This window comes from Thermococcus sp. M36, from assembly GCF_012027355.1.
In the GTDB taxonomy this organism is placed as follows: domain Archaea; phylum Methanobacteriota_B; class Thermococci; order Thermococcales; family Thermococcaceae; genus Thermococcus.
Window position 1 is genome coordinate 826,589 of record NZ_SNUH01000001.1, and the last position, 25,179, is coordinate 851,767.

Annotated in this window: 28 protein-coding genes and 1 pseudogene; 13 read left to right on the forward strand and 16 right to left on the reverse strand. The window is 55.4% G+C overall.

What is annotated here, in order from left to right; translation table 11 throughout:
* The first annotated feature begins 48 nt into the window (after positions 1 to 48).
* On the forward strand, positions 49 to 777 hold the full coding sequence (locus E3E36_RS04730; protein WP_167894166.1) for a hypothetical protein: 729 nt from the start codon (positions 49 to 51) through the stop codon (positions 775 to 777).
* On the opposite strand, the gene nth is transcribed toward E3E36_RS04730, so the two are convergent.
* Entirely contained in the window at positions 774 to 1,505 is a 732-nt protein-coding gene (gene nth / locus E3E36_RS04735) for an endonuclease III (RefSeq protein WP_167894167.1), read from the reverse strand. The two genes, E3E36_RS04730 and nth, sit on opposite strands and share 4 nt — an antisense overlap.
* Positions 1,471 to 1,902, reverse strand: coding sequence for an ATPase (locus E3E36_RS04740; RefSeq protein WP_167894168.1), 432 nt, complete (start codon positions 1,900 to 1,902; stop codon positions 1,471 to 1,473). Before E3E36_RS04740 ends, nth begins: the two co-directional genes overlap by 35 nt.
* Positions 1,903 to 1,997: 95 nt before the next feature.
* Between E3E36_RS04740 and E3E36_RS04745 the strand changes: the two genes are divergently transcribed.
* From E3E36_RS04745 to E3E36_RS04765, 5 genes are all read left to right on the forward strand, one after another.
* Positions 1,998 to 2,447 carry a PadR family transcriptional regulator gene (locus E3E36_RS04745; protein WP_167894169.1) on the forward strand — a complete coding sequence of 150 codons (450 nt, stop codon included), beginning with the start codon at positions 1,998 to 2,000 and terminating at the stop codon, positions 2,445 to 2,447.
* Position 2,448: 1 nt separating this feature from the next.
* A complete protein-coding gene (locus E3E36_RS04750) occupies positions 2,449 to 3,423 on the forward strand; it encodes an ATP-binding cassette domain-containing protein (protein WP_167894170.1) in 975 nt (324 codons plus the stop codon).
* Between the two features lie 5 nt (positions 3,424 to 3,428).
* Positions 3,429 to 4,193 (forward strand): ABC transporter permease, encoded by a 765-nt coding sequence (locus tag E3E36_RS04755; RefSeq protein WP_167894171.1) that lies wholly within the window; start codon positions 3,429 to 3,431, stop codon positions 4,191 to 4,193.
* 178 nt (positions 4,194 to 4,371) lie between these two features.
* On the forward strand, positions 4,372 to 5,709 hold the full coding sequence (locus E3E36_RS04760) for an ornithine aminotransferase (RefSeq protein ID WP_167894172.1): 1,338 nt from the start codon (positions 4,372 to 4,374) through the stop codon (positions 5,707 to 5,709).
* An 84-nt stretch (positions 5,710 to 5,793) separates the two neighbouring features.
* Positions 5,794 to 6,393, forward strand: coding sequence for an ECF transporter S component (locus E3E36_RS04765; protein WP_167894788.1), 600 nt, complete (start codon positions 5,794 to 5,796; stop codon positions 6,391 to 6,393).
* Here the strand turns inward: E3E36_RS04765 and E3E36_RS04770 are convergent.
* The 4 genes from E3E36_RS04770 to E3E36_RS13185 form a co-directional block, all read right to left on the reverse strand.
* Positions 6,390 to 6,683 carry a family 4B encapsulin nanocompartment shell protein gene (locus E3E36_RS04770; protein WP_167894173.1) on the reverse strand — a complete coding sequence of 98 codons (294 nt, stop codon included), beginning with the start codon at positions 6,681 to 6,683 and terminating at the stop codon, positions 6,390 to 6,392. The genes E3E36_RS04765 and E3E36_RS04770 overlap by 4 nt on opposite strands.
* The gene (gene deoC, locus E3E36_RS04775) at positions 6,661 to 7,347 is read right to left on the reverse strand and encodes a deoxyribose-phosphate aldolase (protein WP_167894789.1); all 687 of its coding nucleotides are present in this window, start codon (positions 7,345 to 7,347) and stop codon (positions 6,661 to 6,663) included. Before deoC ends, E3E36_RS04770 begins: the two co-directional genes overlap by 23 nt.
* A 132-nt stretch (positions 7,348 to 7,479) precedes the next feature.
* Positions 7,480 to 8,184, reverse strand: a complete 705-nt coding sequence (locus E3E36_RS13180) for a CGP-CTERM-anchored Cys-rich protein (RefSeq protein WP_342764394.1) — start codon at positions 8,182 to 8,184, stop codon at positions 7,480 to 7,482.
* Entirely contained in the window at positions 8,181 to 8,675 is a 495-nt protein-coding gene (locus E3E36_RS13185) for a hypothetical protein (RefSeq protein ID WP_240911767.1), read from the reverse strand. The genes E3E36_RS13180 and E3E36_RS13185 overlap by 4 nt, the downstream gene beginning before the upstream one ends.
* Positions 8,676 to 8,792: 117 nt before the next feature.
* Between E3E36_RS13185 and eno the strand changes: the two genes are divergently transcribed.
* Together eno and E3E36_RS04790 are read left to right on the forward strand one after the other, a co-directional pair.
* Positions 8,793 to 10,085, forward strand: a complete 1,293-nt coding sequence (eno, locus tag E3E36_RS04785) for a phosphopyruvate hydratase (protein ID WP_167894790.1) — start codon at positions 8,793 to 8,795, stop codon at positions 10,083 to 10,085.
* Between the two features lie 185 nt (positions 10,086 to 10,270).
* Positions 10,271 to 11,107: a radical SAM protein gene (locus E3E36_RS04790; protein ID WP_167894174.1), complete on the forward strand. Its 837-nt coding sequence runs from the start codon at positions 10,271 to 10,273 to the stop codon at positions 11,105 to 11,107.
* Positions 11,108 to 11,171: 64 nt separating this feature from the next.
* On the opposite strand, the gene E3E36_RS04795 is transcribed toward E3E36_RS04790, so the two are convergent.
* The 3 genes from E3E36_RS04795 to E3E36_RS04805 are packed head-to-tail and all read right to left on the reverse strand — an operon-like array spanning position 11,172 to position 12,770.
* On the reverse strand, positions 11,172 to 11,624 hold the full coding sequence (locus E3E36_RS04795) for an Lrp/AsnC family transcriptional regulator (RefSeq protein ID WP_167894791.1): 453 nt from the start codon (positions 11,622 to 11,624) through the stop codon (positions 11,172 to 11,174).
* A 55-nt stretch (positions 11,625 to 11,679) separates the two neighbouring features.
* The gene (locus E3E36_RS04800) at positions 11,680 to 12,234 is read right to left on the reverse strand and encodes an XTP/dITP diphosphatase (RefSeq protein ID WP_167894175.1); all 555 of its coding nucleotides are present in this window, start codon (positions 12,232 to 12,234) and stop codon (positions 11,680 to 11,682) included.
* A gap of 47 nt (positions 12,235 to 12,281) precedes the next feature.
* Complete coding sequence (locus tag E3E36_RS04805; protein WP_167894792.1) at positions 12,282 to 12,770, reverse strand: adenosine-specific kinase; 489 nt, start codon at positions 12,768 to 12,770, stop codon at positions 12,282 to 12,284.
* Positions 12,771 to 12,841: 71 nt separating this feature from the next.
* On the opposite strand from E3E36_RS04805, the gene E3E36_RS04810 reads away from it, so the two are divergent.
* Positions 12,842 to 13,762 (forward strand): Lrp/AsnC family transcriptional regulator, encoded by a 921-nt coding sequence (locus tag E3E36_RS04810; protein ID WP_167894176.1) that lies wholly within the window; start codon positions 12,842 to 12,844, stop codon positions 13,760 to 13,762.
* On the opposite strand, the gene E3E36_RS04815 is transcribed toward E3E36_RS04810, so the two are convergent.
* Positions 13,745 to 14,692 (reverse strand): SPASM domain-containing protein, encoded by a 948-nt coding sequence (locus E3E36_RS04815; RefSeq protein WP_167894793.1) that lies wholly within the window; start codon positions 14,690 to 14,692, stop codon positions 13,745 to 13,747. The two genes, E3E36_RS04810 and E3E36_RS04815, sit on opposite strands and share 18 nt — an antisense overlap.
* A 103-nt stretch (positions 14,693 to 14,795) precedes the next feature.
* On the reverse strand, positions 14,796 to 15,224 hold the full coding sequence (locus tag E3E36_RS04820) for a molybdenum cofactor biosynthesis protein MoaE (protein WP_167894177.1): 429 nt from the start codon (positions 15,222 to 15,224) through the stop codon (positions 14,796 to 14,798).
* A 95-nt stretch (positions 15,225 to 15,319) separates the two neighbouring features.
* Here E3E36_RS04820 and E3E36_RS04825 point away from each other — a divergent pair, with 95 nt between their 5' ends.
* Complete coding sequence (locus tag E3E36_RS04825) at positions 15,320 to 16,177, forward strand: hypothetical protein (RefSeq protein ID WP_167894178.1); 858 nt, start codon at positions 15,320 to 15,322, stop codon at positions 16,175 to 16,177.
* 79 nt (positions 16,178 to 16,256) lie between these two features.
* Here E3E36_RS04825 and E3E36_RS04830 read toward each other — a convergent pair whose 3' ends face one another.
* From E3E36_RS04830 to E3E36_RS04850, 5 genes and pseudogenes are all read right to left on the reverse strand, one after another.
* Positions 16,257 to 17,564, reverse strand: a complete 1,308-nt coding sequence (locus E3E36_RS04830; RefSeq protein ID WP_167894179.1) for an RNA-guided endonuclease TnpB family protein — start codon at positions 17,562 to 17,564, stop codon at positions 16,257 to 16,259.
* A gap of 104 nt (positions 17,565 to 17,668) precedes the next feature.
* A pseudogene (locus E3E36_RS04835) lies at positions 17,669 to 18,037 on the reverse strand (ThiF family adenylyltransferase); the annotation flags it as partial.
* Position 18,038: 1 nt separating this feature from the next.
* A complete protein-coding gene (locus E3E36_RS04840; protein ID WP_167894180.1) occupies positions 18,039 to 18,305 on the reverse strand; it encodes a ubiquitin-like small modifier protein 1 in 267 nt (88 codons plus the stop codon).
* A 59-nt stretch (positions 18,306 to 18,364) separates the two neighbouring features.
* On the reverse strand, positions 18,365 to 18,880 hold the full coding sequence (locus E3E36_RS04845) for a CDP-2,3-bis-(O-geranylgeranyl)-sn-glycerol synthase (RefSeq protein ID WP_167894181.1): 516 nt from the start codon (positions 18,878 to 18,880) through the stop codon (positions 18,365 to 18,367).
* 39 nt (positions 18,881 to 18,919) lie between these two features.
* The gene (locus tag E3E36_RS04850) at positions 18,920 to 19,441 is read right to left on the reverse strand and encodes a GbsR/MarR family transcriptional regulator (protein WP_167894182.1); all 522 of its coding nucleotides are present in this window, start codon (positions 19,439 to 19,441) and stop codon (positions 18,920 to 18,922) included.
* A 108-nt stretch (positions 19,442 to 19,549) separates the two neighbouring features.
* Here E3E36_RS04850 and E3E36_RS04855 point away from each other — a divergent pair, with 108 nt between their 5' ends.
* The 3 genes from E3E36_RS04855 to E3E36_RS04865 are packed head-to-tail and all read left to right on the forward strand — an operon-like array spanning position 19,550 to position 25,145.
* The gene (locus tag E3E36_RS04855; protein ID WP_167894183.1) at positions 19,550 to 21,817 is read left to right on the forward strand and encodes a hydrophobe/amphiphile efflux-3 (HAE3) family transporter; all 2,268 of its coding nucleotides are present in this window, start codon (positions 19,550 to 19,552) and stop codon (positions 21,815 to 21,817) included.
* Positions 21,814 to 24,240: a COG1361 S-layer family protein gene (locus E3E36_RS04860; protein WP_167894184.1), complete on the forward strand. Its 2,427-nt coding sequence runs from the start codon at positions 21,814 to 21,816 to the stop codon at positions 24,238 to 24,240. Before E3E36_RS04855 ends, E3E36_RS04860 begins: the two co-directional genes overlap by 4 nt.
* Positions 24,237 to 25,145, forward strand: coding sequence for an LEA type 2 family protein (locus E3E36_RS04865; protein ID WP_167894185.1), 909 nt, complete (start codon positions 24,237 to 24,239; stop codon positions 25,143 to 25,145). Before E3E36_RS04860 ends, E3E36_RS04865 begins: the two co-directional genes overlap by 4 nt.
* Positions 25,146 to 25,179: the final 34 nt, after the last annotated feature.

Sequence of the window (25,179 nt, forward strand, 5' to 3'; positions counted from 1 at the left end):
CCTTCTTAATTCGAAAGCTTTTTATTATTCTCTGTGGTTCTTATCTCGATGCCGACGCGGAGGGATAAGGCTTTCCTTGCAGGACTTTTGGTTGCCGTACTGATGACCTACTCGATGGTGTGGCTACACGAAAGGACCCTCTATTCACCTGGAGACACGGAGGAGATCACGCTAGCAACCTGGACCTTTAACATAAACGCGAGCAACCTCTCGTGCATTCTGGGCAGGGAGAAGTTGCTGGGCTTTTACTCGTTCAGGAACTGGAGCGACCTCCTCATCGTATTCTCTTACTCTCCGGTGGCCATGAGGAACGTGGGCTGTGACGATTTTCCGATATCGGGTGAGTTCGTCCTCCATCTCAGGCCGAGGAATGAGTCGGTGGCTATAAGGCGTGTACTTTTCGTGGTGGAGAACGTGAGCAACGTCTCGGTGGACCCGATATTCCCGACCCAAGTGGGGGTCATGTACTTCAAAACCCCAGACGGCAGTTTTGAGGTGACCGAGACTCCCGTGCCTGGTCTCGAAATCTGGCAGGCCATCAGGGCCGAGGCGCTGAAGCCAACCTGGGGCGAGCCCCTTGGCCTTACCCCTCGGATTCCCCTCGACGTCAAGAGGTGTGGTGACGGAATGACCATCGAGGCCAGGGTGAGGTTCAGGCTGGAAATCGAATACCTCGCAAGAACCGGATTCTTTAAATCGGAGAAGAGGAAGATTGAGATAGAGATCCCGGCGGTTTATCGCCTGTATGGGTTTGAAAACTGCCCCTACGAGTGCTAACCCCGAGCCTTCCCCTTTATATCCGCATCAGTTACCAGACCCTTTGCGTAGGGGCACAGCTCCCTCAACGGGCAGGAGTCGCACTTAGGCCTTATCGGGTTGCATATCCTCTTCCCGTGGTCAACCATTGCGTGGTTCACGTATATCCATTTCTCATAAGGAATGAGTTCCGCCAGGTACTCCTCCACCTTCTCCGGGGCAACCCTTGGCGGAGCGAGGCCGAGGCGCTTGCTTATCCTGTTGACGTGGGTGTCAACGGGAATCGCCTGCCTGCCGAAGCCGTATGCTAAAACTATGTTGGCGCACTTCCTCCCGATGCCGGGCAGCTTCATGAGCTCGCCGATGTCGTCCGGCACCTTTCCGCCGTATTTTTCGAGTATTATCCGGGAGGCCTTCACTATCCACTCGCCCTTGGTCTTCCAGAGCCCAACGCCGTTCTCTTTCAGAAAGCGTTGCATCTCCTCGACGGGCGTTCTCGCTATCCTTTCAATATCCCCGTATTTCCTGAAAAGCTCCCTCCACACCTTGTAGGTCACCTCGTCCCTCATGCGCTGTGAGATTATGCAGTGTATCAGCGTCCTGTATGGGTCGCCGATGAGGAGCTTCTCCCTCGGATGTGTTTTCATCAGAATCTCGACGATTTTTTCCGCGCGTTTTTTCTTCTCCTCCCAGCTTTCATTAAAGGTGAACTTTTCAAGGCTTAACGAGCCTGATTTTGTTTCCGCCATGGATTATCACCACTGTTCCTTTGGAGACCCTAACTCTGTTAAGGTCGTCGAACTCATCGCTATAAATCTTTTGCCCATTATGGTTCAGAATCAGAACCTTCCTTTCGAGCACAACGACGAAGCCACCCTCGAAGGGGACGACTTCCCTAACGGGTTCATCGAACTCAAAATCTATGATCTCTACACCCCCCGTTGAGAACTCTATCCTCGTGCTCCCCTTAACTTTCAGCGGTGAAGGCTCGGCCAGGAGAACCTTAAAGCGCAGTGGCTTTCCAAGGAGGTCCACTTCAATATCCTCCCCGGTTCTGACCTCCATTCCCATGAGCTTGCTCCGTATGACTTCCTCGAAGTCCGCCGGCAGTTCGGCCTCGAAGAGCGGCCTCAGGACGAGCCTCATGCCACCACCACTGAATCATCGCGGAGGATGGTAATAAGCATTCCCTACCGCAATCTTTTTAAGCAATATATCTTCCGATATATTTGGTGAGATAAATGGAACGTCCGAACTTTAGGGGGTATATGAAGATACTCGTGCTGGACATTCTCCACGAGCCAAAACACGGATACGGGATAATGTCTGAGCTGGAGAGGCTCTACGGAATAAGGCTGAGCGCCGGAACCGTGTATCCGATACTCTCCTCCCTGAGGAGGAGCGGCCTCATCGAGGTCGCAGAAACGGGAGCGAGGGACAGAAAAACCTATGTCATTACGGAGAAGGGTAGGAAGTACCTGAAGGGACATGCGGAGGAGCTTGAGGAGGCGAAGCGCAGAATGCGCGCCTACAAGGCCTTTCTTGAACTTGGAGGTGATGAACTGAAGGCCGCCTTTAGGGAGCTGTTTGAGTCGGTGGATAAGCTGACCGAGGAGCAGAAGGCGAAAATTCGGGAGCTCTTCACCGGCTGTGCTAGAGAGCTGCGGCTGATTCTGCTTGGAGGTGAGTGATATGGACGCCATTGAAGTTGAGAACCTCGTTAAGAAGTACGGCGACTTCGAGGCCGTCAAAGGAATTTCCTTCAGGGTCAAAAAGGGCGAGATATTCGCCTTCCTGGGGCCGAATGGAGCAGGAAAGACGACAACCGTTCATGTGCTCACCACGCTCCTGAAGCCGACCGCGGGGAAGGCCACCGTGGCAGGCCACGACGTTGTAGAGGAGCCCGTGAAAGTCAGGAAAAAGATAGGTATAGTTTTTCAGGATCCAAGCGTTGACAGGGAGCTAACGGCCTACGAGAACATGTACATCCACGGCAGGATCTACGGGGTCGAAAATCTAAAGGAGAAGATAGAGAGGCTTTTGAAGTTCGTCGAGCTGTGGGAGTTCAGGGACAGGCCCGTCAAGTTCTTCTCCGGGGGCATGCAGAGGAGGCTTGAGATAGCCCGCTCGCTCCTCCACGAGCCTGAGGTGCTCTTCCTCGACGAGCCCACGATAGGCCTCGACCCCCAGACGAGGGCCCACATATGGGACTACATCAGGGCCATGAAGGAGGAGCACAACATGACGATATTCCTCACCACGCACTACATGGACGAGGCCGAGCAACTCGCCGACAGGATAGCGATAATGGATCACGGGAAGATAATAGCGGAAGGAACGGCTGAAGAGCTGAAAAAGCTCGTGGGGAGCGACATTATCTACCTGAAGCTCCGTGCGAGGGACGACCTCCGGTGCCTCAAGGCGGACTTTATCAGGGGGTGCAGGCTCCTGCCCGATGGGCGGGTCAGGCTCGACGTTGAGAACGCTGCAGAGTCCCTGCCGAGGCTCTTTGAGCTCGCGGAGAGAAACGGGGTCAAAATACTTGAGGTAACCTACCACCGGCCGACCCTCAACGACGTCTTCCTCCACCTGACAGGGAGAGAGATAAGGGACGAGGGCGGCGAGCAAAACGTGGCAAAGATGATTATGAGGGCCAGGAGGAGGTGAGTGGCATGCGGGTCTTCTTCACAATGATATACCGTGAGCTCAAGCGCTTTTCCCGCTCCCGTGCCAGGGTTATTGGGAGCCTCATTAACCCGCTCATATGGCTCATCTTCTTCGGAAAGGGATGGGCCGGCGTCTTCGACAACCCCTTTGCGTCTCAGATATTCGGCGGCGTTGACTACATGACCTACCTCGTTCCGGGAATAGTAGCGATGACCGTCTTCAACATGAGCTTCATGCAGGGCATCACCCTCATCTGGGACAAGCAGTTCGGTTTCCTTAAGGAGATACTAGTCGCGCCGTCCAGCAGGACAGAGGCCATACTTGGAAGGATAACGGGCGGTGCGATAATGGCCATGATACAGGGGGTCATAATACTGGCCCTGAGCTTTGCCCTGACGAACCTCAACGTCTCGGGAGTCCTTCCCGCACTCGGCATGAGCTTCCTCGTCGGGATAGCGATAGCCGGCATGGGGGTTGCCATAGCCCTCAAGATGACGAGCATGGAAGGCTTCCAGATGATAGTGACCATGATAATGCTCCCGATGACCTTCCTCAGCGGAGCGTTCTACCCGATAAGCACTATGCCGGAGTGGATGCAGTGGCTGGCCAAGATCAACCCGCTAACCTACGCCGTCGACGGCTCGCGCTACTACCTCGCGGGTGTCGAGCCGGCCTTCGGGATAGTCACGGACTGGCTCGTGCTCGCTGGTCTGGCCACGCTCTTCGCCGGAATAGCCGCCATAGGGTTCAGAAAGGCAACCATAGACTGATATCCGCCGCTGGCGGTTCTCCCATTTTTTCCCGGCCAGACAATAGGACAGCGGGGGCAAAGCCCGGTAAAAAGAAAGGACTCAGTGCGGGAATTCTCGAAAATCTTTCGGTCAAAAATGTTCATTGATGAACATAGGATTATAAAGGTGTAGACCGAAGTCCCCCCGGTGATGGATCATGGTGGTCAGACCGAGTGTTAAGGAACTCCCCGGACCCAAGGCGAAGGAGATAATCAAGAGGAACTTTGAGACCCTCGCCTATACGACCCAGGACCCAGAGACCCTGCCGATAGTCATCGATCACGGCGACGGCATACTCGTCTATGACGTCGACGGAAACACCTTCTACGACTTTGGGAGCGGCGTTGGTGTGCTGAACGTCGGCCACGCTCACCCGCGCGTCGTTGAGGCCATAAAAAGGCAGGCCGAGAAGTTCACCCACTTCGCGCTCAACGACTTCTTCTACGAGAACGCGATTACTCTCGCCCAGAAGCTCGCCGAGCTCGCCCCCGGCGACTTCCCGAAGAAGGTGGTCTACCAGAACAGCGGTGCCGAGGCCAACGAGGCCATGATGAAGCTCGTCAAGTACGGCACCGGCAGGAAGAGGTTCATAGCCTTCTACCACGCCTTCCACGGCAGGACCCAGGCCGTTCTCAGCCTCACCGCGAGCAAGTGGGTACAGCAGGACAGGTTCTTCCCAACCATGCCGGGCGTCGAGCACATACCCTACCCGAACCCCTACAGGAACCCATGGCACATCGACGGCTACGCTGAGCCGGACGAGCTCGTCAACAGGGTCATAGAGTTCATCGAGGAGTACGTCTTCCGCCACGTCCCGCCCGAGGAGGTCGGTGCGATAGTCTTCGAGCCGATACAGGGTGAGGGCGGCTACGTCGTCCCGCCGAAGAACTTCTTCAAGGAGCTCAAGAAGCTCGCCGACAGCTACGGAATCCTCCTGGCTGACGACGAGGTTCAGATGGGCGTCGGCAGGACTGGCAAGTTCTGGGCCATCGAGCACTTCGACGTTGCTCCGGACACTATCCAGTTCGGCAAGGCCATAGGAGGAGGCATTCCGCTCGCCGGTGTCGTCCACAGGGCCGACATAGCGTTCGACAAGCCGGGCAGGCACGCCTCCACCTTCGGCGGCAACCCCGTTGCCATAGCCGCCGGTCTCGAGGTCGTCGAGATAGTCAAGGAGCTCCTTCCGCACGTCCAGGAGGTCGGCGACTACCTCCACAAGTACCTCAAGGAGCTCGAGGAGAAGTACGAGGTCATCGGAGACGCCAGAGGTCTCGGATTGGCTCAGGCCGTCGAGATCGTCAAGAGCAAGGACACCAAGGAGAAGAACCCCAAGCTCCGCGACGCCATCGTCAAGGAGGCAGTCAAGCGCGGGCTTATACTCCTCGGCTGCGGCGACAACAGCATAAGGTTCATCCCGCCGCTGACTATCCAGAAGGAGGAGATAGACGTCGCCATGGAGATATTCGAGGAGAGCCTCAAGAAGGCTCTCGGCTGATTCCTTTTCTTTTCTCTCTGAAACAGGCTGTGCACCAAGGTCAAGTTTTTAAAGTTAAAACTTGAATCCCTTCCGGTGGTTGCTATGGGAGACATCACTGAGCTAATGAGCCCGTACGCTCCGTACGTACTGGGTGCGGCAGTACTGGCTTACCTGGGATACCTGTTCGTAAACAGAAAGAAGTTCAAGAGCGCCAACATGATAGCAGTCTCCGCGATAATGACGGCTCTGGTCACGGTGGCGACCAGGAGCATCCAGATAAACGTGCCCGCAACAGGAGGGTACATGAACTTCGGCGACACGATGGTCATGTTCGCGGCCATGACTTTCGGGCCCGTCGTTGGCCTCTTTGCGGGCGGCGTTGGCTCTGCCCTTGCAGACGCCCTGAGCCCCTACGCAGGATGGGCCCCCATAACCCTGGTGGTCAAGGGGCTTGAGGGACTCGTCATCGGCTACATGGCCAGAAAGAGCGACAGCGTTTCAACCCTCGTTATAGCAGGAATAGCCGGCGGAATAATCATGATAGGGGGCTACTTCGCATTTGAGGCGTACATACTCGGTGTGACCGTTGCGCTCCAGGAGGTACCGGTGAATATAGTGCAGGCGGTAACGGGGGTCCTCGTGGGGACTGGGCTTGCCAAGGCGATAAAGAAAAGGTTCCCGGAGATAGAGGATCTCTTCTAAATCTTCAGGCTCTTTATCTCTTCCCACATCTCACTTTCGCTCAGCAGGGGCTCAACCGAGATCCTCCGGGAGGCCCTTTTTATCTGCCCAAGGTACTTGGAGTCCGCAACGACCGCGTCGTAGCCCAGTTCTTCTATTTTATATATCCTGAGCTTGCAGTCCCTGAGTATCCCCACGGAGTGTTCAAGGAAGCCTGGGCCAACGAGGAGTATGTCGGGTTCAAGTCCCTCCTCAAGGAGCTCCTTTATGGCCCTGTTCAGGATGTCCCTAACTTCCTGAATTTCCTGCATTTTTTGCCCCCTCCACGATCTTTACGCCGCTGGAGGTTCCAATCCTCGTTGCCCCCGCCTCTATCATGGCGAGGGCCTGCTCGTAGGTCCTCACGCCACCGGAGGCCTTGACCCCCATCTCCGGACCCACGGTTCTGCGCATGAGCTTAACGTCCTCCACGGTAGCCCCACCCGTGCCAAAACCCGTTGAGGTCTTCACGAAGTCGGCGCCGGCTTCTTTCGCCAGCTCGCAGGCCTTGACCTTCTCCTCCTCCGTCAGGTAGCAGGTCTCGATGATGACCTTGACCTTGGCGCCCCTCTCGTGGGCGACCTTGACAACCTCGGCTATGTCGTTCTTGACGTACTCGTAGTCCCCGTCCTTCAGCGCGCCGATGTTGATGACCATATCGAGCTCATCCGCACCGTCCTCAAGGGCCTTCTTCGCCTCGAAGACCTTGACCTCTGTTGGAGTCGCGCCGAGGGGGAAGCCTATGACAGTCGCTACCTTAACTCCAGAGTCCCCCAGAACCTCCTTTGCCAGCCTCACCCTGTACGGGTTGACGCAGACTGCGTAGAAGCCGTACTTCTTCGCCTCCTCACAGAGCCGGATTATGTCCTCCCTCGTGGCGTAGGGTTTGAGATTCGTATGGTCGATGTACTTGGCAACGTCCACATGACCCTTCATACCACTCACCATTCACTACTCCGCATGAAGGTATTTAGAGCTTTTCTACCCAAAAATGGGTAGGTAATCGGAAAATATGGGGAATCGTCTCCGACACGCCGGCTTTTGTGGAACGTCCACAGGGGCAGGCGCTCACCGCTTCCCAAGGAGACTCACCAGGGACAGCCCAGCGAGTAAAGCCGGGCCGCATATCTCCCCATTCGGTGAACCTTCCGTTGTTGTAGCGTCCGCCGATGGGGGCCCGATCGGGGTGGGGCCTATGTAGGCCGTTCCGTTCGGCAGGTCATATCTGGGCACTTCACCGGTGGAGCACCGGACGAGGGGCAGACTGGGGCTCTCATGGTACGGTATCCACGCGTGGGTGCCGTCCTTAGTCTCATACCATCCTATACGGGAGTTCGGGCCGGCGTAGCCCCACCTGGCAACTCCAGCAATAGCGGCAACGTCTTCCGCACCAATGTTTATCACGCCAAACTCTCTGAGCCATTCCAGTTCTGCCTTTAACACCTCCGAAGCGTTTATTTCCGATGGAGCAACTGATGAGGAGAGTTCCCTCCGGGAGGGTTTGACCAGAGTCAGGGGGGAGTTGCAGGAGATTCTAAAAGCCCCTAAAAAGTCCCTAATTGCCGAGTTCACCTCGCCATCGGACTTGTTAACAGCCTCGACACTGATCTTAAACGAGCCGGCACGTATCACCTCCTCCAGGTCAACCCCATGCTCCTTCAGACAGGACTCGAACTCGGGGTTTGGTTTCCATGTGCATACCCCGTTCACGCAGCCGCAGGTGGTGAGTTCCAGACAGGGATACCACTCACGGTAGACGCAGGGTGTTATTATCTTGGCGGCTTCCTCCCCCGGCGCACATACCTCACCGGAGCAGAGTCAGAGGTGCATTCTTCTCCAAGGGCAGGGGTCAGTGTTATCTTAACACCATTCCTCTCAAATGTCGTATTGTTGATGACCTCCCACCCATCGGCCTTGAGCCTCTCAACTGCCTCCACTGTAAAGAGGAGGGAGAAATTCAGGGAAGCGATGGAAACGTCCACGGTCTTCCACTCAACGGGTATCTGAACTCTCACGTGAAGCCCGTCGCTTGAGTTCCAGAGAAGGACGTAGAGCCGTCTGTCGAAATGGGAACGGAATATGAAGGTGCCATTCTCAACTATCGCGTTGTGGAGGGCGTTGAAAGCCGGATACGGTCTGTAAACCATCCCCGGCCTGTTGAGGACGACCTCAACCGCGTAGGCGTCGGCAGGGCTCATGCAAGCTTTTACCAGCGGCACCACCGCAAACAGGAAAAGGAGCACAGAGACAGCGGCCCCCCTCATTATAACCCACCAGTAAAGACTACATCGCGCAAATATATACGCCTATCCACAGCTTCAGCGCGGTTTAAAGCTAAAACCTTTATATGCTCACCGAGAATATCACCCGAGGTGATTGAGATGGAGAACCCGTTTGAGATTACAGGGGTTGTGGCAAGGGAGATACTGGACAGCAGGGGCAACCCGACCGTTGAGGTCGAGGTCTACACGCCGATAAGCATGGGAAGGGCGGCAGTCCCAAGCGGGGCCAGTACGGGAACCCACGAGGCCTTGGAGCTCCGCGACGGTGGAAAGCGCTACCACGGAAAAGGCGTTAGAAGGGCCGTTGAGAACGTCAACAAGATAATCGCGCCCGAGATCATCGGAATGGACGTTACCTGGCAGAGGGACATTGACAGCCTCCTCCTTGAGCTCGATGGGACGGAGAACAAGAGCAACCTCGGAGCAAACGCGATGCTCGGCGTTTCCCTCGCGGTTGCTAAAGCCGCAGCAAACGCCCTCAGCCTTCCGCTCTACCGGTACATCGGCGGAACCAACGCCTACGTCATGCCGGTTCCGATGAGCAACGTCATCAACGGCGGCGTTCACGCCGGCAACGAGCTTGACTTCCAGGAGTTCATGATCATGCCCGTCGGTGCCGACTCCTTCAGGGAGGCCATAAGGTGGGTGAGCGAGACCTACCACGTCCTCAAGAAGGTCATCGCTGAGCGCTATGGTAAAAACGCGGTCAACGTCGGTGACGAGGGCGGCTTTGCCCCGCCGATGAAGGAAGTCACCGAGCCGCTCGAAGTCCTCATCAAGGCCATCGAGGAGGCCGGCTACAAGCCGGGCGACGAGATTGCCTTCGCTCTCGACGCGGCATCGAGCGAGTTCTTCCACCCGGACAAGGGCAAGTACGTCGTTGCCGGAAAGGAGTACGACAAGGGCGAGCTCCTCGAGCTCTACCGCGAGCTGGTGACCAGCTACCCGATAGTCTCCATTGAGGATCCGTTCCACGAAGAGGACTGGGAAGGCTTCGCGATGATAACCAAGGAACTCGGAAGCAAGATACAGATAGTCGGCGACGACCTCTTCGTCACCAACCCGAAGAGGATAAGGAAGGGCATCGAGATGGGTGCCGCCAACGCGCTCCTCCTCAAGGTCAACCAGATTGGAACGCTGAGCGAGGCCATAGATGCCGCCTACACAGCCTTTAGGGCTGGCTACGGCGTCGTTGTCTCCCACAGGAGCGGAGAGACCGAGGATGCCACGATAGCCGACTTGGCAGTCGCCCTTAACGCCGGCCAGATAAAGACCGGTGCCCCAGCCAGGAGCGACAGGAACGCCAAGTACAACCAGCTCATCAGGATCGAAGAGGAGCTCGAGGGCATCGCGTACTATCCGGGCAGGAAGTTCAGGAACCCGTTCTTCTGAGCTGTTCTCTTTCTTTTCCACATTACTGGCCAGTAAGGGTTTTTAACCTCGGCTTCAACGTTTTTTGAACTTGAGGGAACCAGCGGAGTGGTTAATCCAGGGAGGCCCTGACCGATGGAGAATGGATATCAAACTCTTCAAGGCGACTCCGTTCCCTACAACCCCTGTTCTGCGAGGTGGTTTAAATGACAGAGCGAAAAAAGCTCAAAATCTACATTCCAGGAATAAAATTCCCCTCAATCTCGCTCACGGGCAACTACTGCTCCCTTAACTGCGCCCACTGCGGGAGGCACTACCTGGAGAGAATGAGAAAACCCACGAAGAAAGAGCTGGTCAATTACTGCATCAACCTTGAGCGGGAAGGTTATACCGGTTGTCTGTTGAGCGGTGGACTGGATTCAAGGCTCAAAGTTCCCCTGGACAGGTACGCGGCTGAAATCAGGGAGATAAAGAGGAGGACGAGCTTAAAGCTCAACGCCCACGTCGGCTTTATAGACGAGAGCGATTTGGAGTGGGTTAAATACGTGGATGTCGTTTCCCTCGACTTCGTCGGCGACGATGAGGTCATAAAGAGGGTCTACAAAATAGACAGAACCGTGAAGGACTACCTCAGAATCCTCGACCTGCTGAGCGAGGCCGGCGTTCGCGTTGCGCCGCACATAACCATAGGCCTAGATTTCGGCAGAATAAGCTGGGAGTACCGGGCGATAGACCTTCTGGTAAAATACCCCATAGACGTACTCGTTCTCGACGTGCTCATTCCAACTAAGGGAACGGAGATGGAGGGGTTATCAGCCCCGGGAGTTGAGGAGAGCCTGGAGGTCGTCAGGTACGCGAGGGAGCGTTTTAACGGGGAGATAAGCATAGGCTGCATGAGGCCACTTGGGAAATGGCGCCTTGATTTTGATAAGGGGGCCGTCTTAGCCGGCGTTGACAGACTGACGAACCCACCAAGAAAAGTTATAGAATGGGCAAAAACTGTGAGGGAAGTTGAAATAATCTATGAGTGCTGCGTGGTATAGGGCTCAGGAAACCTCGCATCATCATAAAATCAGAAAGGAGAACGCCAATCATCGCCCCAAGGCTTTATAACTCCTCCTTCACGGTGACGAATGACACCATAGTTACAGTCTGGCCGACACCCTTGATTTCTCTGAGCCTATCAACGACTATCTTGCCAACCTCCTCCGATGAGGGGGCGCGCACCTTTATGAGGAGGTCCCACTCGCCTGCTATGATGTGAACCTCGTAAACCCCTTCGAGGGCGGCTATTCTTTCAGCGACCTCCCGCTGGCTCAGGCCGGAATCTGGCTCGTATCTGGCAAGTATGAAAGCGGTAGTGCCAAGGTTGAGCTTCTTGTAGTTCGGCTTGACCGTGAACTTCTCGATCACGCCCTCCTCAACGAGCTTTTTGATGCGGTAGTGGACGGTGGTTCTTGGTATTCCAAGCTTCTTGCTGAGTGAAGCTATGTTCTCCCTCGCGTTCTCCTTAAGTTCCTTCAAGAGCCTCAAATCGGTGGCATCAAGCGATGTTACCATGGCGACCCCCTTCGTCACCTATTCAACCACAACTGTTAAATTTGGAAAGATAGGCTTATTTAAGGTTTTCCTTTAGCCACTCCGCGAAAGCTCTGAGGGCTCTACCCCTGTGGGATATGGTGTTCTTTTCCTCGGTCGTCATTTCGGCAAAGGTTCGATTAAAACCCCTCGGGACAAAGATGGGGTCAAAGCCGAAGCCCCCGCTCCCGCGCCTCTCATGAATGATGTCCCCATCGACCCTGCCCCTGAAAAGATGAACCTCCCCGTCCCAGTAGGCTATAACGCTCCTGAAGTGTGCACTCCTGTTCTCGACGCCCTCCATGAGCTTCAGAATCCCATCAACGCCAAGCGTTTTATAGACGTAGGCCGAGTAGACGCCGGGAAAGCCGTTGAGGGCATCGATGAAAAGGCCCGAATCGTCGAGGAAGAAAGGCCCTTCTACCCTCTCGGACAGCCACCTGACGCCGTACTCCGCGACCTCCTCAAGGGTATCCGCCTGTATCTCGGGATATTCGACACGGAGCTGGTAGACCTCCACACCGAGGGGCTCGAAGTACTTCCTGGCCTCCTCGACCTTTCCGGGGTTAGAAGTGATGAACGCCAGCCTCATGAGACCACCGGGATAATGGACGAAAATGGAGTAAAAAAGCTGTCGCCTCAGTCTATCCTGTAGCCTATCTTTTCAACGAGCTCTCTGCGCTCCCTCTTGAGCTCCTCGTCCTCTATCTTGTTGGCGGCCTTGCCGTCCACAATCCCCAGGACGCTCCTGCCGAGGTCGGTTTCGGCGACTATGACCTGGAACGGGTTCTCACTGGCGCCATAGACCATGGCAACAGCGGGGTGGTTCTTGACGGCGTTGAGCACGTTTATCGGGAATGCGTTCTTCATCAGGATAACAAAGACGTGGCCTGCACCGATCTTGAGGGCGTTCTTCGCTGCCAGCTTCTCAAGCTCGGGGTCGTTGCCGGTGAAGCGCGTCAGCTGGGGCTTAGCCTCGTTCATGGCTATTCCGAACTTTATGCCCGGAACCGTCGTGAGAAGAATCTTTGCGAGGTCGTCAACGGTGAATATCGAAAAGTTGCCCTGCCCGATTATCACCTCGACCCCTTCGGGCTTTTCAATCTCCACGACCTCTATCTTCACCATCTTCACCACCGCAAGGATTTAATATACATCAATGATATAACCTTTTCCGTATGTTAAAATGGTGATATGGGATGGGCGAACCTGTTATGGAGGATATCGAATTCCTCGTCGAAATCCTCAGGAGGCACCCCCTGGAGAGCCTGAAGAAGATAGCCGAAACGGAAAAGATAGACTACTACCGGCTGAAGAGGCTCTATGATAAGTACTACGGAAAGTACGTGACGGTGAACGCCGTCCACAACACCCGCATAATCGGGCTCAGGAGCTTCGTTGCGTTTCTGAGCGTGCCCCCCGACAGGCTCATGGAAGTCGGGCACAGGATGACCCAGAACCCCTTCGTAGGATACGTGAACCCAGCGTTTGGATTCAAGAATGGTATATCGGCGATACTCTACGTTCCCGACGACCAGAAGGACGCCATAGACGATCTGCTGTCCAAGTATTCCAGCGACTACGAGTACTACGAGGCAAGAGGGTACCCCCTCGAAGAGATACGGGAGGACTTCGGAGAATGGGACTTAAGCTATGAGTACGCGGTTCTCATGGACATGCTGACATGGGACGCCCGGACGCCCATAACAGAAATAGCAAGGGCCCTCGGAAAGAGCAGACCAACCGTGAGGTATATGATAAACAGGCTGGTGGAAAGGGGGACAATCATCGGCTTCGAACCAATGGTGGACATGAACATCTACGACAGGGGAGTGATAGGGCTCACGAGAAGCCTCGATGAGTCCGTGCTGGAGAGGTTCAAGGATCACGAGATAATGGTCGGAATCCTGCCCGGCTACGGCTACGTCCTGGAGTGGTTCTTCTCTTCAAAGGAAGACCTCGGGAGCAAGGTTCTGGAGTTCAGCAACTACGTGGAAAAGCTGCTCATAGAGTACTTCGACCCAATGTTCAAAGAGCTCAACGACAGGAACGCTAGGACAAGGTTCTCCAGGATGGTTAAAAAAGATGGGTACGGGTACTACTCAATTCTTGAGTTCTAACGGCATGATAAAACAGTACTCAAGCCCATCTATCTGCCCAGTGGCCTGGTACTCGAGGGCCCTGCAGTCATGGCAGAGATACTTGAAAGGACACTTCGAACACCCCTCTATCCTGTCCTTGGTCATCGTCCAGAAGTCCCTCAGCCGTTTCTTTCTGCGGGCGGCCTTTATTCCGGTCTCCCTGGCATCGGCGATCACGTAGTTCCTGAGCAGGGGGCAGGGAAGAATGTACCCGTCGGCAGTTATAGACAGAGTGCCCGCCAGACAGTCGTGGTACTTTTCAGAAGTCGGCGTGAATACCCGTTTAAGCTCGATGACGTTGAAGTCAAGCTTTCTGGCGGATCCCGGGAAGAGGACATCAATGTACACCTCCCCGGCGAAGGTGGTGGCTAGTCTTTTGAGCTCCTCAACCTCGTGTCCCCTCACCATAACCAAGGCCCCGTGGAGCCATCCGTAGGGTTCTATCCTCCGGAAGTTCTCTGGGGAGTACTCAAACTCCACTATGAACCTGACCCCGTCCACCGGCCTCACCGAGTCAACGTCCTCTATTCTGACTACCGCGTAAACTTCCTCGATGCCGATTTCAGAGGCATAGCTTGCAACAGAGAGTAGGTATTCCAGGCTGTCATAGTTGGTCAGCCAGAGCTCCCTGCCACCGGCGGTCTGAAACTCCCTGATAAGCTCCCTGACCCTCTCTGGACTGAGCGGCTCCCTGCGGAGTATAAAGGAGTTGTTCCCTATGCACCCTATTGACCTCGGTATCCCGGTAACCTCAGAAAACTTCCCCCTTCCTGCACCGAGCTGGAGTATGAGCCTCTCAAGCCGGCCCCGGTGGGGCTCGGAGCTCCAGGGAGGTTTCCCGATGGAGACTATATTGGGGAAGGGAGCAACATCACTCAAGTTCATCGCCTCAGCTACAGTCCTCTCCATGGCACTCACCAGGAGAAAATAAGCGGGAGATTATATATACTTTTTCTATTCGGATTTTGCACACTACTAAAAGTAGTTCGCAAAAAATGGAAAAATCCCGGGCTCACTCGTCGGGCACGAGCCTGTCCCCCTCAATCCAGAAGGTACCCTCATCCGTCACCTCCCTCTTCCAGACGGGAACGCGGCGCTTGACCTCATCAATTGCCCACATGCAGGCCTCAAAGGCCTCCCTCCTGTGTCTACCGCTGGCAATAATCAGTATCGTGTCCTGACCGACTTCAAGCTCCCCATAGCGGTGCCAGATAAGCATGTCAAGTATGGGGAACCTCTCAAGGGCCTCTTTTCGTATGCGGGCCATCTCAGCCTCGGCCATCTCGGGATAGGCCTCGTAGATGAGCTTCTCCACCCTCCTCCCGTGATTCTCGTTCCGCACCTTTCCCAGAAAGAACACGTAGCCCCCCGCCTCGGGAACCAAGAGGTAGTCCAAAGCCTCGTTGAGGTCAAAGGGTTCCTTCGTAAGCCTGACCTTCATCTCTACTCCCCCCATATCATGTGCACCAGGCCCAATTAAAACCTTCGGAAAAGATTTAACGGAAACACCCGTTAGGGGACTCAGGTGGTAACGGGATGAAGAAGCAGGCAGCGGCGGCAATTATTCTGATACTGGCCGTGTACGCAGCGGGCTGTCTGGGCACAGTTCCGGAAAAAAGTACGGTGGCCCCGGAGCAACAGCCGGACAGCACCACCACAGGAGGGCCGAAAAGCCCCCAGGAGATCCCCACAGGCCGTACTCAGACGGTCCCGCAGGGAGAACAGGCGGCCGAAAAGAGGTTCCCAGGCATCGAATGGGTAAGGCAGGTTTCGTACGAGGGGAACGTCACCATACACATGAGGGTGACGGTTGAGCAGGGGAACACCTCCCAGGAAGGGAAGGTGAGCCTCCTCATACTGGAGCACGTTTATCTGGACTTCGCCTCATGGAGCGCCTCGGTGAACTCAACCACAGTAAGCCTGCCGGATGGGGCAGAGGTCGATACGTCAAGGATAATAGTGAACAACGTGACGTACCTCATGACACCAGAGGGATGGATAAAAGTGGAGGACCCCCTTCCGGCGGAAGTCTTCTGGAAGACCAACATAATCAGCCTCGCAAAGGAGGGACGCGTCAGCAGGGTTGAGCTGAGGAACGGGACCCTCGTTGCCGTGTACGACATCTCTCCCGACCTTGTGAAAGACCTCGCCAGGGCATATTTTGAGGTTACTCCCGGTGCGGAGTTGATCATCAGGAACATCCGGCTGGAAATCTACTTTAGGAACGGTGCCCCGGTGAAGGGCACCCTGTCATTCGAGGTAACCTCAAAGGCAGAGGTTGACAGCAACACCCCACTGGGGAAGCTCTCCATACTCCAAAAGGGGAACTGGACTCAGACAGTGGAGATAACCTCTATCAACGAAAAGTCTCCCGTCAAACCCCCCTCTACCTGAGCTCCACGACATCAAAGGTGTTGAATGCCAGATGACCTCCTCCCCGCCCTGAAGGGTGAGGATTCCAATGAGGAACCCCCTAACCCAGGGGTGGGGAGGTTTGAGGGGCTTCATTAAAGCCCAAAGTGAGTTGGGCCTTCGGCCCCTCCGGGAGGGTCTTCCCCCAATTACCCCTCCCTTGGGCGAACAATCCACCCAAGTTCGGGGTTATGGTTTTCACAACCTTCTTCAAAATGTTAAACGCCCCAACAAGGTCAGCATTCATAACAACGCCCTCTCCGCGGCACTCAAACAAACCACGAACAAAGCGAGCGTTAGAGTGGCGTTGGCCACAGAGAGGGCAAAGCTGAGAAGTGAAAGCCTCACCAACGAGCACAATAGTGATACCATACTCCTCGGCCACTTCCTTTAGCCTTTTTATGACGTAATTAAATCGCCAGACTTGAGAGAGTACGAAATTCTGCCTCTTGCCCCTTTGCGAGTTCCTACTGATACCTTTAGGATAACCGACCACGATTCTGGAAACTCCGAGATGATAAAGCCTCTCAAGGGTCTGTCTAACGGCAGTGTTAATGTAGTGCCTCGCCTGAAGTTTAGCCTTCTCGTGCATCCTCTGGAGTTTTCTGCTCTTTTTGGCCCCACTCTTGTTGAGTTTTGACTGGTAATCAGCAATCTTCTTTTGCCAGTAGAAGGCGATACTCTTTAACGGCCTCCCGTTTACGAGGAAACCCTCCCCATTCTCAACGTAAACGGCCATAAGGTTATTTACGCCTAAATCAATTCCCGCCGAAAGGTTGCCTAAAGGCTGTTTCGGAACTCTCACCCACTCATCATTGGCTAATTTTTCTTCCACCGTGTAGCTGATGTGGGCATACCATTTTCTTCTAATTTTGTCGTAGATTATCTCTAAGCGTCCTTGCTTACCCTTGAGGTAAATCCTACCCTTAAACTGGATTCTCACTTTACCGAACTTTCCAGGTCTTCTCAACTCGATGACGTTACCATCAATCCGATACTGGTCGTTTCTAAGCGGGATTACGAACAGTTTTCTACCGTTCTCCTCTCTGACAAACCCCGGCGGTCTTGGTTTGAACCACTCGGGTAATTCTCCGGACTTTTTCTTTCTGTTGAGCGAAAAGAACGAACGCCAGCTTTCGGCGTTCTTTCTGGCTAATTGTTGAACTGTTGAACCACCAATCCAATCTTTGAACTCGTGGTAGGCTTCCTTTTCAGTCGTCGAGAAGTCTATTTTGCCGAACTCCTTGAACTGCTTGAGCCTTTCGTAGTTCAGCTTGTTCCAGATTACTGCCGTGGCTTGAGCTAATTCGAAGAGGGCTTTCTCCTGCTCTTTGCTGGGTTGTAGTTTGACTGTTACCGTTCGCTTCATCACAAAGTATGGTATGATTTTTAGGCTTTAAAAGAGTGTTGCTTTCCCGCTTGCTGGCCAATTTTTTGAACTCATTACCCCGCCCTGAAGGGCGAGACTTGGAAAAGAAAAATGTCAACGCTGTCGAGAACCTTACCGATGTTGCTCTCGTCGAGCCTTCCAACATAGGTCTCGATTTTTACGTCCGAGTTGAAGCGCTCCAGCTTCCACTTCGCAGAGATGGGCTTTGGATTCCTGCCAAGATCCTCCTCCCAGTGGAGTATCTGCCTGTTGAGATTGCTCAGCTCGGGCTCTTGCTCGTCTACGAGGAGGAGAGTCCCGACTCCCGTTGCGACCAGATAGTAGGCAACAGGACTTCCAAGACCACCGACTCCCACCACGGCCACCTTGGAGTTCTTGAGCTTCTCCTGACCCTCCTTTCCGAAGATCATTATCTGCCTGTCGTAGCGCTCAAGCTCCCTCCTGCTGAGCATCTCAACCACCGCTCACAGGAGGGAACAGTGCAACCACATCACCCTCCTCAAGAACCTCGTCAAAACTGACGTACCTGCCGTTCCTCGAGACGTTGACATCGGCCAGATCATCGTCCTCGGCGAAGACCTCGTTTTTGAGAACCGGGTGCCTCTCTTTGATGATATCGATAAGCTCCCTAACCTTTATCCCATCCGGAACCTCCAGCTCCTCCTCGCCGGTGCCAACGAGGGAGCGGAAGCGGGCAAAGTACCTGACCTTTACCTTCATCTTCACACCACCGAAGGAGTTGGGAAACGGAAGTTAAAAAGGGTTGCTGGACGGCTTTGCTACCACGGCACGCTCTTCCAGCCCATTTTATAGGCGAAGTAGTTCGCCCCCCAGTGGACGAAGGGGGAGACCACGAGAAGGAAGATTATCTGGCCACTTGACAACGTCTTTACCGGATACGCCAAAGCGAGCGCCGAAATAAGAAAGCCCAGCTGGTCAAGGCCTATGGCCGGGGCCCCCCTCGGCAGATCTGCACGCCTCTTGAAGAAGCTACCCACCAGGTCACCCAGGAGGGCGCCAAAGGATAGGAGGAATGCCAGAAGAACGGCTGTTCTAAAATCACCGTAGAAGCTGGGGGTTAAGCGGTACTGAACCACCCCCACGAGGGTGCCTATGGAAACGCCACCGATGAGGCCGCGCCAGGTCTTTCCGTCCCCAAACAGCCTGCGGCCGTCCCTCCACGTCCTGCCACCGTCAATGGGTCGCCCACCCCCGACAAGCACGGGGCTCGCGTTGGCAAAGTAGGCAGGGAGGATGTACCAGAACGCCCAGATGAGAGACGACAGTGACCCCATTATTCCACCCAGTCGGGATACATACGGAGGGTTTTAAAGCTACCGCTTTCCGGGTGCTTCAAGGCAGTCTATGAGCCTCTCAAGAACCTCCTCGTCCTCGTGGCTCATCAGGTACTCCAGTATCCTCTCAGCGAGCTCGTTCCGCTTCATCGCAAACGCTATGCTCTTCCTCATGAACTCCGCTTCCTCGCCCTCCTCGCCCTCCAGCTCCTCCATGGCCCTGCGGAGGTTTTCCTTCATCTGCTGTACATCCTCAAGGATGCGAGCGTAGTAGGCCGCCTGACGCCAGTCCTTCAGGAGCTTCGTGGCCTTGTAGTACGCCTTTTTGTCGCCTGGCTTCTTGATCCTGACCACAAAGCCGAGGCTTTCCATGGCCTTCAGGGCAGTGCTGACGTGGGAAAGGGAGTAGCCAGTTCTCTCCGCTATCTCCCCGAGGCTCATCGGCTCTTTTGCCAAGAACAGTACACCGTATATGTAGCCGTACAGCTCGCTGAAGCCGAACCGCCTAGCGGCGCCGGCAAAATGCTCCATGATTATGCGGCGTGCCTCTTCAATCCCCATACATCACACCCCTGACTGACTTGAAAGGCGCAGAAGCTATGGCAAAAGGTTTTTAAGGTTTCACATATTTAAAACTTTCGGAAATTTCCGAAAGTTGGAGGGGGGTGCATGGACGTTCTCAGGAGAACCGCGGCGCTGATAGTGAGGTACAGGGTGGCGTTCACGCTCGTGGCAGTCTTCATGCTAGTCGTCTCCATCTACGGCATTCAGAACCTCAGGTTTGAGAGCGACCTGAGGAGCATGCTTCCCGAGGGGCACCCTTCCATAACGGACTACACAACGCTTCAGAACGAGTTCCAAGGCGGCGACAGTGCCCTCATAGTCGTAAAGATAAACTCCATTGAGCAGGGGGGTGTCTACGACGTCCGCGACCCGAGGGTGATAGAGGCCATATACGAACTCGAGCAGAGGCTCAGGAAGAGGGAGTACGTAACCGACACAATGAGCATCGCCGATGTCTACATGCAGGTTCTGGGAAGGCTCCCTGAGAACGAAGAAGAGGCCAAGTTCGTCCTGGACATGCTCCCCCCCGAGGAGAGGTACCAGCTGGTGAGCCGGGACTACACGATGACCATGATAGTCATAACGATAAGCCGGGAAAAGAAGACGGAGACCCTTGTAAGGGTCTACAGGGGCATTGAAGAGGACATCAAAGACGTGGGGTTCCCAAAGAACGTCCAAGTCATCCAGACCGGCAACGTCGGCATAACTTACCGCATACTGGAGCTCCTTCAAAGCGACCTCAACAAGACCATGGCCATATCTTTCGTACTCGTCATGGCACTCCTTATCTACTTCTACCGGTCCCCCGCGAAGGCGGCCATACCCCTCATTCCCCTTGTATTCGGCGTCGTGATGACCCTCGGGTTCATGGGGCTGATGGGTGTGCCCCTGGATCTCGCAACGACGACGATAGGCGCGATGCTGATAGGTATGGGCATAGACTACGGAATTCACGTTACAAACCGCTACTACGAGGAGAGAAGAAAAGGAAAAGGAGTAGAGGAGGCCGCGGGCGAGGCAATAGCCGAGACAGGAAAAGCCCTGCTGGGTGCGGCGCTCACCACTGTGGGGGGCTTTTCCGCGATGTACCTTTCCAGCCTGCCGATGCTCCACAACCTGGCAACTGCCCTGATTTTAGGCCTCAGCCTGGCTGCGCTCAACGCCGTCGTAATAACCCCGGCCGTTATCATCCTTGAGGAGGACATAACGAGGCTCCTGAAGGGCACGTACACGGTTCCCGAAACAAGATCCCACTCGGGCATCATCGCCCGTGCGTTCCACGCCCTTGGGAGGGCCATTGAAAGAAAGCCGGTGGCCTTTCTGGGAGGGGTCTTTCTGATAACGCTCGTCTTCACCTACGGGGTAACGCAGGTCACGACGGAGGTGAGGCTGGAGAAGTTCGTCCCCGAGGGGATGCCCGAAATAGAGGCCCTCATGGACATCAGAACCGAGTTCGGGGGACAGGACGAATTATACGTTCTGGTTCGGGCAGACGACGTCAGAGACCCGGCGGTCGTCAGGGGGATGTACCTCTTTGAGAACCAGGTAAAGGCGGACTCATACTACAACGGCGTCTTCGACTCCCAGAGCATCGCAGACGTCGTTAAAAGGAAGTACGGGTACATCCCCCAGGACAGGGAAAAGATAAAGGAAGCCCTCTCCGGATACACCGGGATGAGGCTCGTCTCTTCTGACTACTCCATAGCCACCATAACGTTCAAGGGGGACTTCGGAGGGGCGAGCATGGACGACTTCAGGAGGATCATGGAGTACTTCGAGGAGGAGGTCAGAAGCTCCCAGTACAGGGACTTTCCGCCGGGGACGAAGCTTGCCCTCACCGGGGACGTGTACCTTAATTACGTGCTGGACAAACTCACGAAGGTAGAGATAAACAGGATATCGGCCTACGGGACTGTTTTTGTTGTTCTGATAGTTCTGGCTCTGTTCAGACGCCCTAAGGTGTCCATTGCAATGATAACCCCCATGTTCCTCGGTGCCCTCTGGACGGTGGGGTTCATGGGGCTCGCCGGGATCCCCTTCACCCAGAGCCTCGCAGGGGTTATCTCTATGATAGTGGGCCTGGGCGTTGACTACGGCATGCACCTGAGCCACAGGTTTATGGAGGAACTCAAGGAGGGGAATCCCAAACCTGCAGTGACCGCGGTCGAGAGCGTCGGGCCGGGGATCCTGGCCGGGGCCCTGACCACCGCCGGCGGCTTCCTGGCGCTCTTGGCCGGGGAGCTGCCTACTATCCACGACTTCGGCACAACCCTAGCCTTCGGAATTTTCGCCTCGATGGTGGCCTCGTACATGGTCACGCCCGTACTCATGCAGATCTTCTACGGGAAGAACACAGGAGGTGGTTCCAGATGAAAAAACGAGGCGTAGTCCTCCTGCTGATCGTGCTCACGGCGGTGCTCTCCGGAGCCGTCACCGCCTCCACCACGGTCACTCTCTTTGAGGGGTACCTGGACAAGGGGGAGGCGGTGTTGGTAGGCCCGCTGGTGGTTGCCCTTACGGACACGGAAAAGGACTACGGCAACGGAGAGTACTACGCGTTCCTTGTAGTGGCCAAGGACGGAAGGCTCCTGAACGCGGAGTACAAGACTATATACGTCCCGGATCCTGAAAAAATCCAGGAACTGCTCATGAACCCCGAGTTCATCAGGGCGATGGCAGAGACACAGGGGTACGACGTGGCCCAGTGTGAAGAATACGTGAACAACAGCGCCCAGTTCAACGCCTGCCTCATTTCCAACGCCTACGGCTTCTACCAGTGGATGAACACCGCGTCTCCAGGGGAGCTCGCGGACGCGGTGATGAGGACGATAGAAGAGCACCCGGAGCTCGGGATAAGCAGGGAAGACATCCTGATGCCCATTACATTCCCGGAGGTAACCCCTGTGAGGGAGGGGGACACGGTAGAGGTGAACGTGGACAACAGGACGGTTCTGATAACGGTAAGCCAGGTATATCCGAACGGTGCGAGGATCAGCATAAGCGGCCCCCCTGAATGGAGGGCCTCCACGGCACCGGGCCTCGTGGTTTCCAGCGTGGAGATGCCCGAGACCGTTGAGCCCGGGGAGACGGTCACAGTAAAAGTCCACCTGAAAAATGAAGGCGCCCTGAAGGTTCGCTATTTAAACGTCTTCGTGACACCCGCACCGCTGAGCCTCAACGAGAGCTCCTCGATAGCGGGGGCAATCTCAATGGCGATGAGCCAGAGCGGACTCTCAAAGAGCGTCTTCTATCCAGTGGGGAGTGCTGTGAAGTACATCGAATATCTAGACGGCAAGGAAAACGCGACCCTGACCTTCAAAATAAAGATAAACCCGAACACCGACGTCGGAACCTACCCCCTCTACGTGGGGGTCGTCTATTTTACGGGCCTAGGGACGAACATGAAGATGGCCCAGGGGTACAACTTCGTCGCCTTGACCGTCAAAAAGCCCAGGGAGGCCTTTGTCGAGATAACCAAGGTTGAGACCGAGCCGGAGGAGATAAGTCCCGGGGACACTTTCACCGTGAGGTTTGAGATCAGGAACACCGGGGACGAAACCGTCAAGGCCCTGAGCCTAAGAATAAGCTCATACAAGGTGCCCGTACAGGGGGAGGTAAAGAACGTCGACCTGTCAGCCATATCGCAGCTACCGATCCAGGGGAGCGAGGGGCTCAGCCAGAGCCTGCAGGACTCCCTCAACCAGCTGATGCGAGAACTGGCAAAACAGGACATAGAGGCGTTCCTGCCGGTAGGGGAAGACAACGTAAAGTACGTCCCCGAACTGATGCCCGGAGAAAGCACCGTCCTTGAGTTTAAGGTCAGGGCTAATGAAAGGCTCGAAAACGGCATCTATCCGATGAGGATAGAGCTGGAGTACATAACGGAGCCCAATGAGAAGGAGATAACGGACGAGAGGCTCGTTGGAATAGACGTCACCGGGAGGGCGGAGCTGATAGTGTCAAGGGTCTCGACGTCGCCGGGCAGGGTGATACCTGGCACGGAGAACGTTGAGGTAAACATCCAGATTGACAACGTCGGCACCGGGACCGCCGAGACGGTTGTGGTAAGGCCCATGCCTGGCTGGCCCTTCAGCCTGAGCGAGAGCAGCACACAGGTCATAGGTGTGGGGACACTCAGAAAGGGGGACTCCGCCGAGGCGTCGTTCAGGGTCAACGTGGCCGAGAACGCAAGCCCCGGAACATACGAGATTCCCCTCCTCGTGACGTACACCACCGGAGCTGGCATACGGAAAAACGCCACCCTCCGGGTGCCCGTGATCTTGGGGTCAAAGCCGAACATAGAGGTTGCCGGCGTGCGCTTTGAGCCTGACCCCATTCAGGGCGAGACCGTAAGGGTCTACGTAACCCTCAGAAACACCGGGGGAGAGAAGGCCACAAGCGTGCTGATAGAGGGCGTTGTAAAGGCCGACCAGCCGTTCACACTCGACAAGAGAACGGACTACATCGGCGACCTAGCGCCGGGGGCGACCGGTGAGGGGGTCATCATTCTGAGGATAGACAGGGACGCCGTGCCCAAGGACTACAACCTCAGGCTCCGCATAAGGGCCGTCGGGGATCCGAACCGGGGGGACGACAACGTCTACGTCTTTGAGAGAACAATAACCGTCAGAGTGAAGGAGAACACAGGGCGCTCCAAGAACCTGAGGGCCGCCGCCATCATAACCGGACTCGTGGTTGTCGTCGCGGTGCTCCTGACGTATCTTTCGGAAAGGAAACGGACAAAGAAAACATTTAAACACAGTAGGGACAAAGGAAAAGACGGGTGGAAGGAATGAGGTGGAAGCTTCTGCTGGCCGTGGTGTTCCTCACCATAATCCTCTGGGTCGGCTACGTGGTGTACGCCGCCGTGGGCGCCAGCCCCACAGTGCGGGCGAGCTGGGGCTACGTTGACGAGAAGACGACCGAGATATGGGTGAACGCGAATCTGAACAGGCCCCTCATGGTTCCCGTCTCCGTGGACAACCTCACGATAAGCCTGTCTGGGATCCCGGTGGCGCAGGTCAAGAGGTTCGACTACAGGCCGACAGGCAGGGAGGTCAATATCGCCGTAGGGATAGAGAACTACAACCTGGTCAGGGCAATCGTGGAGTACCTGAAAAATGGGCAGAGGGGCACAGTTTCCGTAGAGTTTAAGGGCAGGTTCCTGGGGTTCATCCCCCTGAGCCTCAGGGTGTCGGAGCAGATAAGCGAGGACGTCCTGGCGTACCTGAACTTCAGGGCGGACAGCAAAGAGCTGGCCGGCGGGCTCATCGAGACCCCCGCCCTGGTGGAAACCACCTTCGAGTGGGCAGGGGAGGAGGATGGAAACATAGTCCTCATGGCCCATATGAAGTTCTACAACCCCAACAGGTTCCCCATTCCCGTCGGGAACCTCAGCTTCGACGTCTACGCCAACGACATCAAGATCGGCTATGGGGAAACTGAGAAAAGCGTCGTCATCCCGGCGGACGGGTACGGGACTCTGGACGTCAGAACGTACATCGTGGAAGACGCGCTCCCAAAGGTCTGGGTGATCCACGTCAAGAACGGAGAGGTCAGCAGGGCCAGGGCCGATGTATATCTGGACATAACCGCCCTCGGCCAGAAGTACAGGGTAAAGCTGGCGAGCTACGAGGAGACGGTGAAGACTGACATAATGGGGAGCATCAACCGGCTGCTTGAGGGCATGACGGCCGGATGAAGGTTTTTAAGTCCCCCGCCTTTTCTATTTCCGG

Coding starts and splice junctions, on each gene's coding strand:
- E3E36_RS04815 (WP_167894793.1), bottom strand. CDS start 14,692: ATGGAGAGGACTGTAGCTGAGGCGATGAACTTGAGTGATGTTGCTCCC.
- E3E36_RS04840 (WP_167894180.1), bottom strand. CDS start 18,305: ATGAAGGTAAAGGTCAGGTACTTTGCCCGCTTCCGCTCCCTCGTTGGC.
- E3E36_RS04765 (WP_167894788.1), top strand. CDS start 5,794: ATGGGAGACATCACTGAGCTAATGAGCCCGTACGCTCCGTACGTACTG.
- nth (WP_167894167.1), bottom strand. CDS start 1,505: ATGGCGGAAACAAAATCAGGCTCGTTAAGCCTTGAAAAGTTCACCTTT.
- E3E36_RS04825 (WP_167894178.1), top strand. CDS start 15,320: ATGAAGAAGCAGGCAGCGGCGGCAATTATTCTGATACTGGCCGTGTAC.
- E3E36_RS04770 (WP_167894173.1), bottom strand. CDS start 6,683: ATGCAGGAAATTCAGGAAGTTAGGGACATCCTGAACAGGGCCATAAAG.
- E3E36_RS04845 (WP_167894181.1), bottom strand. CDS start 18,880: ATGGGGTCACTGTCGTCTCTCATCTGGGCGTTCTGGTACATCCTCCCT.
- E3E36_RS04805 (WP_167894792.1), bottom strand. CDS start 12,770: ATGGTGAAGATAGAGGTCGTGGAGATTGAAAAGCCCGAAGGGGTCGAG.
- E3E36_RS04865 (WP_167894185.1), top strand. CDS start 24,237: ATGAGGTGGAAGCTTCTGCTGGCCGTGGTGTTCCTCACCATAATCCTC.
- eno (WP_167894790.1), top strand. CDS start 8,793: ATGGAGAACCCGTTTGAGATTACAGGGGTTGTGGCAAGGGAGATACTG.
- E3E36_RS04795 (WP_167894791.1), bottom strand. CDS start 11,624: ATGGTAACATCGCTTGATGCCACCGATTTGAGGCTCTTGAAGGAACTT.
- E3E36_RS04850 (WP_167894182.1), bottom strand. CDS start 19,441: ATGGGGATTGAAGAGGCACGCCGCATAATCATGGAGCATTTTGCCGGC.
- E3E36_RS04760 (WP_167894172.1), top strand. CDS start 4,372: ATGGTGGTCAGACCGAGTGTTAAGGAACTCCCCGGACCCAAGGCGAAG.
- E3E36_RS04800 (WP_167894175.1), bottom strand. CDS start 12,234: ATGAGGCTGGCGTTCATCACTTCTAACCCCGGAAAGGTCGAGGAGGCC.
- E3E36_RS04790 (WP_167894174.1), top strand. CDS start 10,271: ATGACAGAGCGAAAAAAGCTCAAAATCTACATTCCAGGAATAAAATTC.
- E3E36_RS04745 (WP_167894169.1), top strand. CDS start 1,998: ATGGAACGTCCGAACTTTAGGGGGTATATGAAGATACTCGTGCTGGAC.
- E3E36_RS04810 (WP_167894176.1), top strand. CDS start 12,842: ATGGGCGAACCTGTTATGGAGGATATCGAATTCCTCGTCGAAATCCTC.
- E3E36_RS04830 (WP_167894179.1), bottom strand. CDS start 17,564: ATGAAGCGAACGGTAACAGTCAAACTACAACCCAGCAAAGAGCAGGAG.
- E3E36_RS04755 (WP_167894171.1), top strand. CDS start 3,429: ATGCGGGTCTTCTTCACAATGATATACCGTGAGCTCAAGCGCTTTTCC.
- deoC (WP_167894789.1), bottom strand. CDS start 7,347: ATGAAGGGTCATGTGGACGTTGCCAAGTACATCGACCATACGAATCTC.
- E3E36_RS04855 (WP_167894183.1), top strand. CDS start 19,550: ATGGACGTTCTCAGGAGAACCGCGGCGCTGATAGTGAGGTACAGGGTG.
- E3E36_RS04820 (WP_167894177.1), bottom strand. CDS start 15,224: ATGAAGGTCAGGCTTACGAAGGAACCCTTTGACCTCAACGAGGCTTTG.
- E3E36_RS04730 (WP_167894166.1), top strand. CDS start 49: ATGCCGACGCGGAGGGATAAGGCTTTCCTTGCAGGACTTTTGGTTGCC.
- E3E36_RS04750 (WP_167894170.1), top strand. CDS start 2,449: ATGGACGCCATTGAAGTTGAGAACCTCGTTAAGAAGTACGGCGACTTC.
- E3E36_RS04740 (WP_167894168.1), bottom strand. CDS start 1,902: ATGAGGCTCGTCCTGAGGCCGCTCTTCGAGGCCGAACTGCCGGCGGAC.
- E3E36_RS13185 (WP_240911767.1), bottom strand. CDS start 8,675: ATGAGGGGGGCCGCTGTCTCTGTGCTCCTTTTCCTGTTTGCGGTGGTG.
- E3E36_RS04860 (WP_167894184.1), top strand. CDS start 21,814: ATGAAAAAACGAGGCGTAGTCCTCCTGCTGATCGTGCTCACGGCGGTG.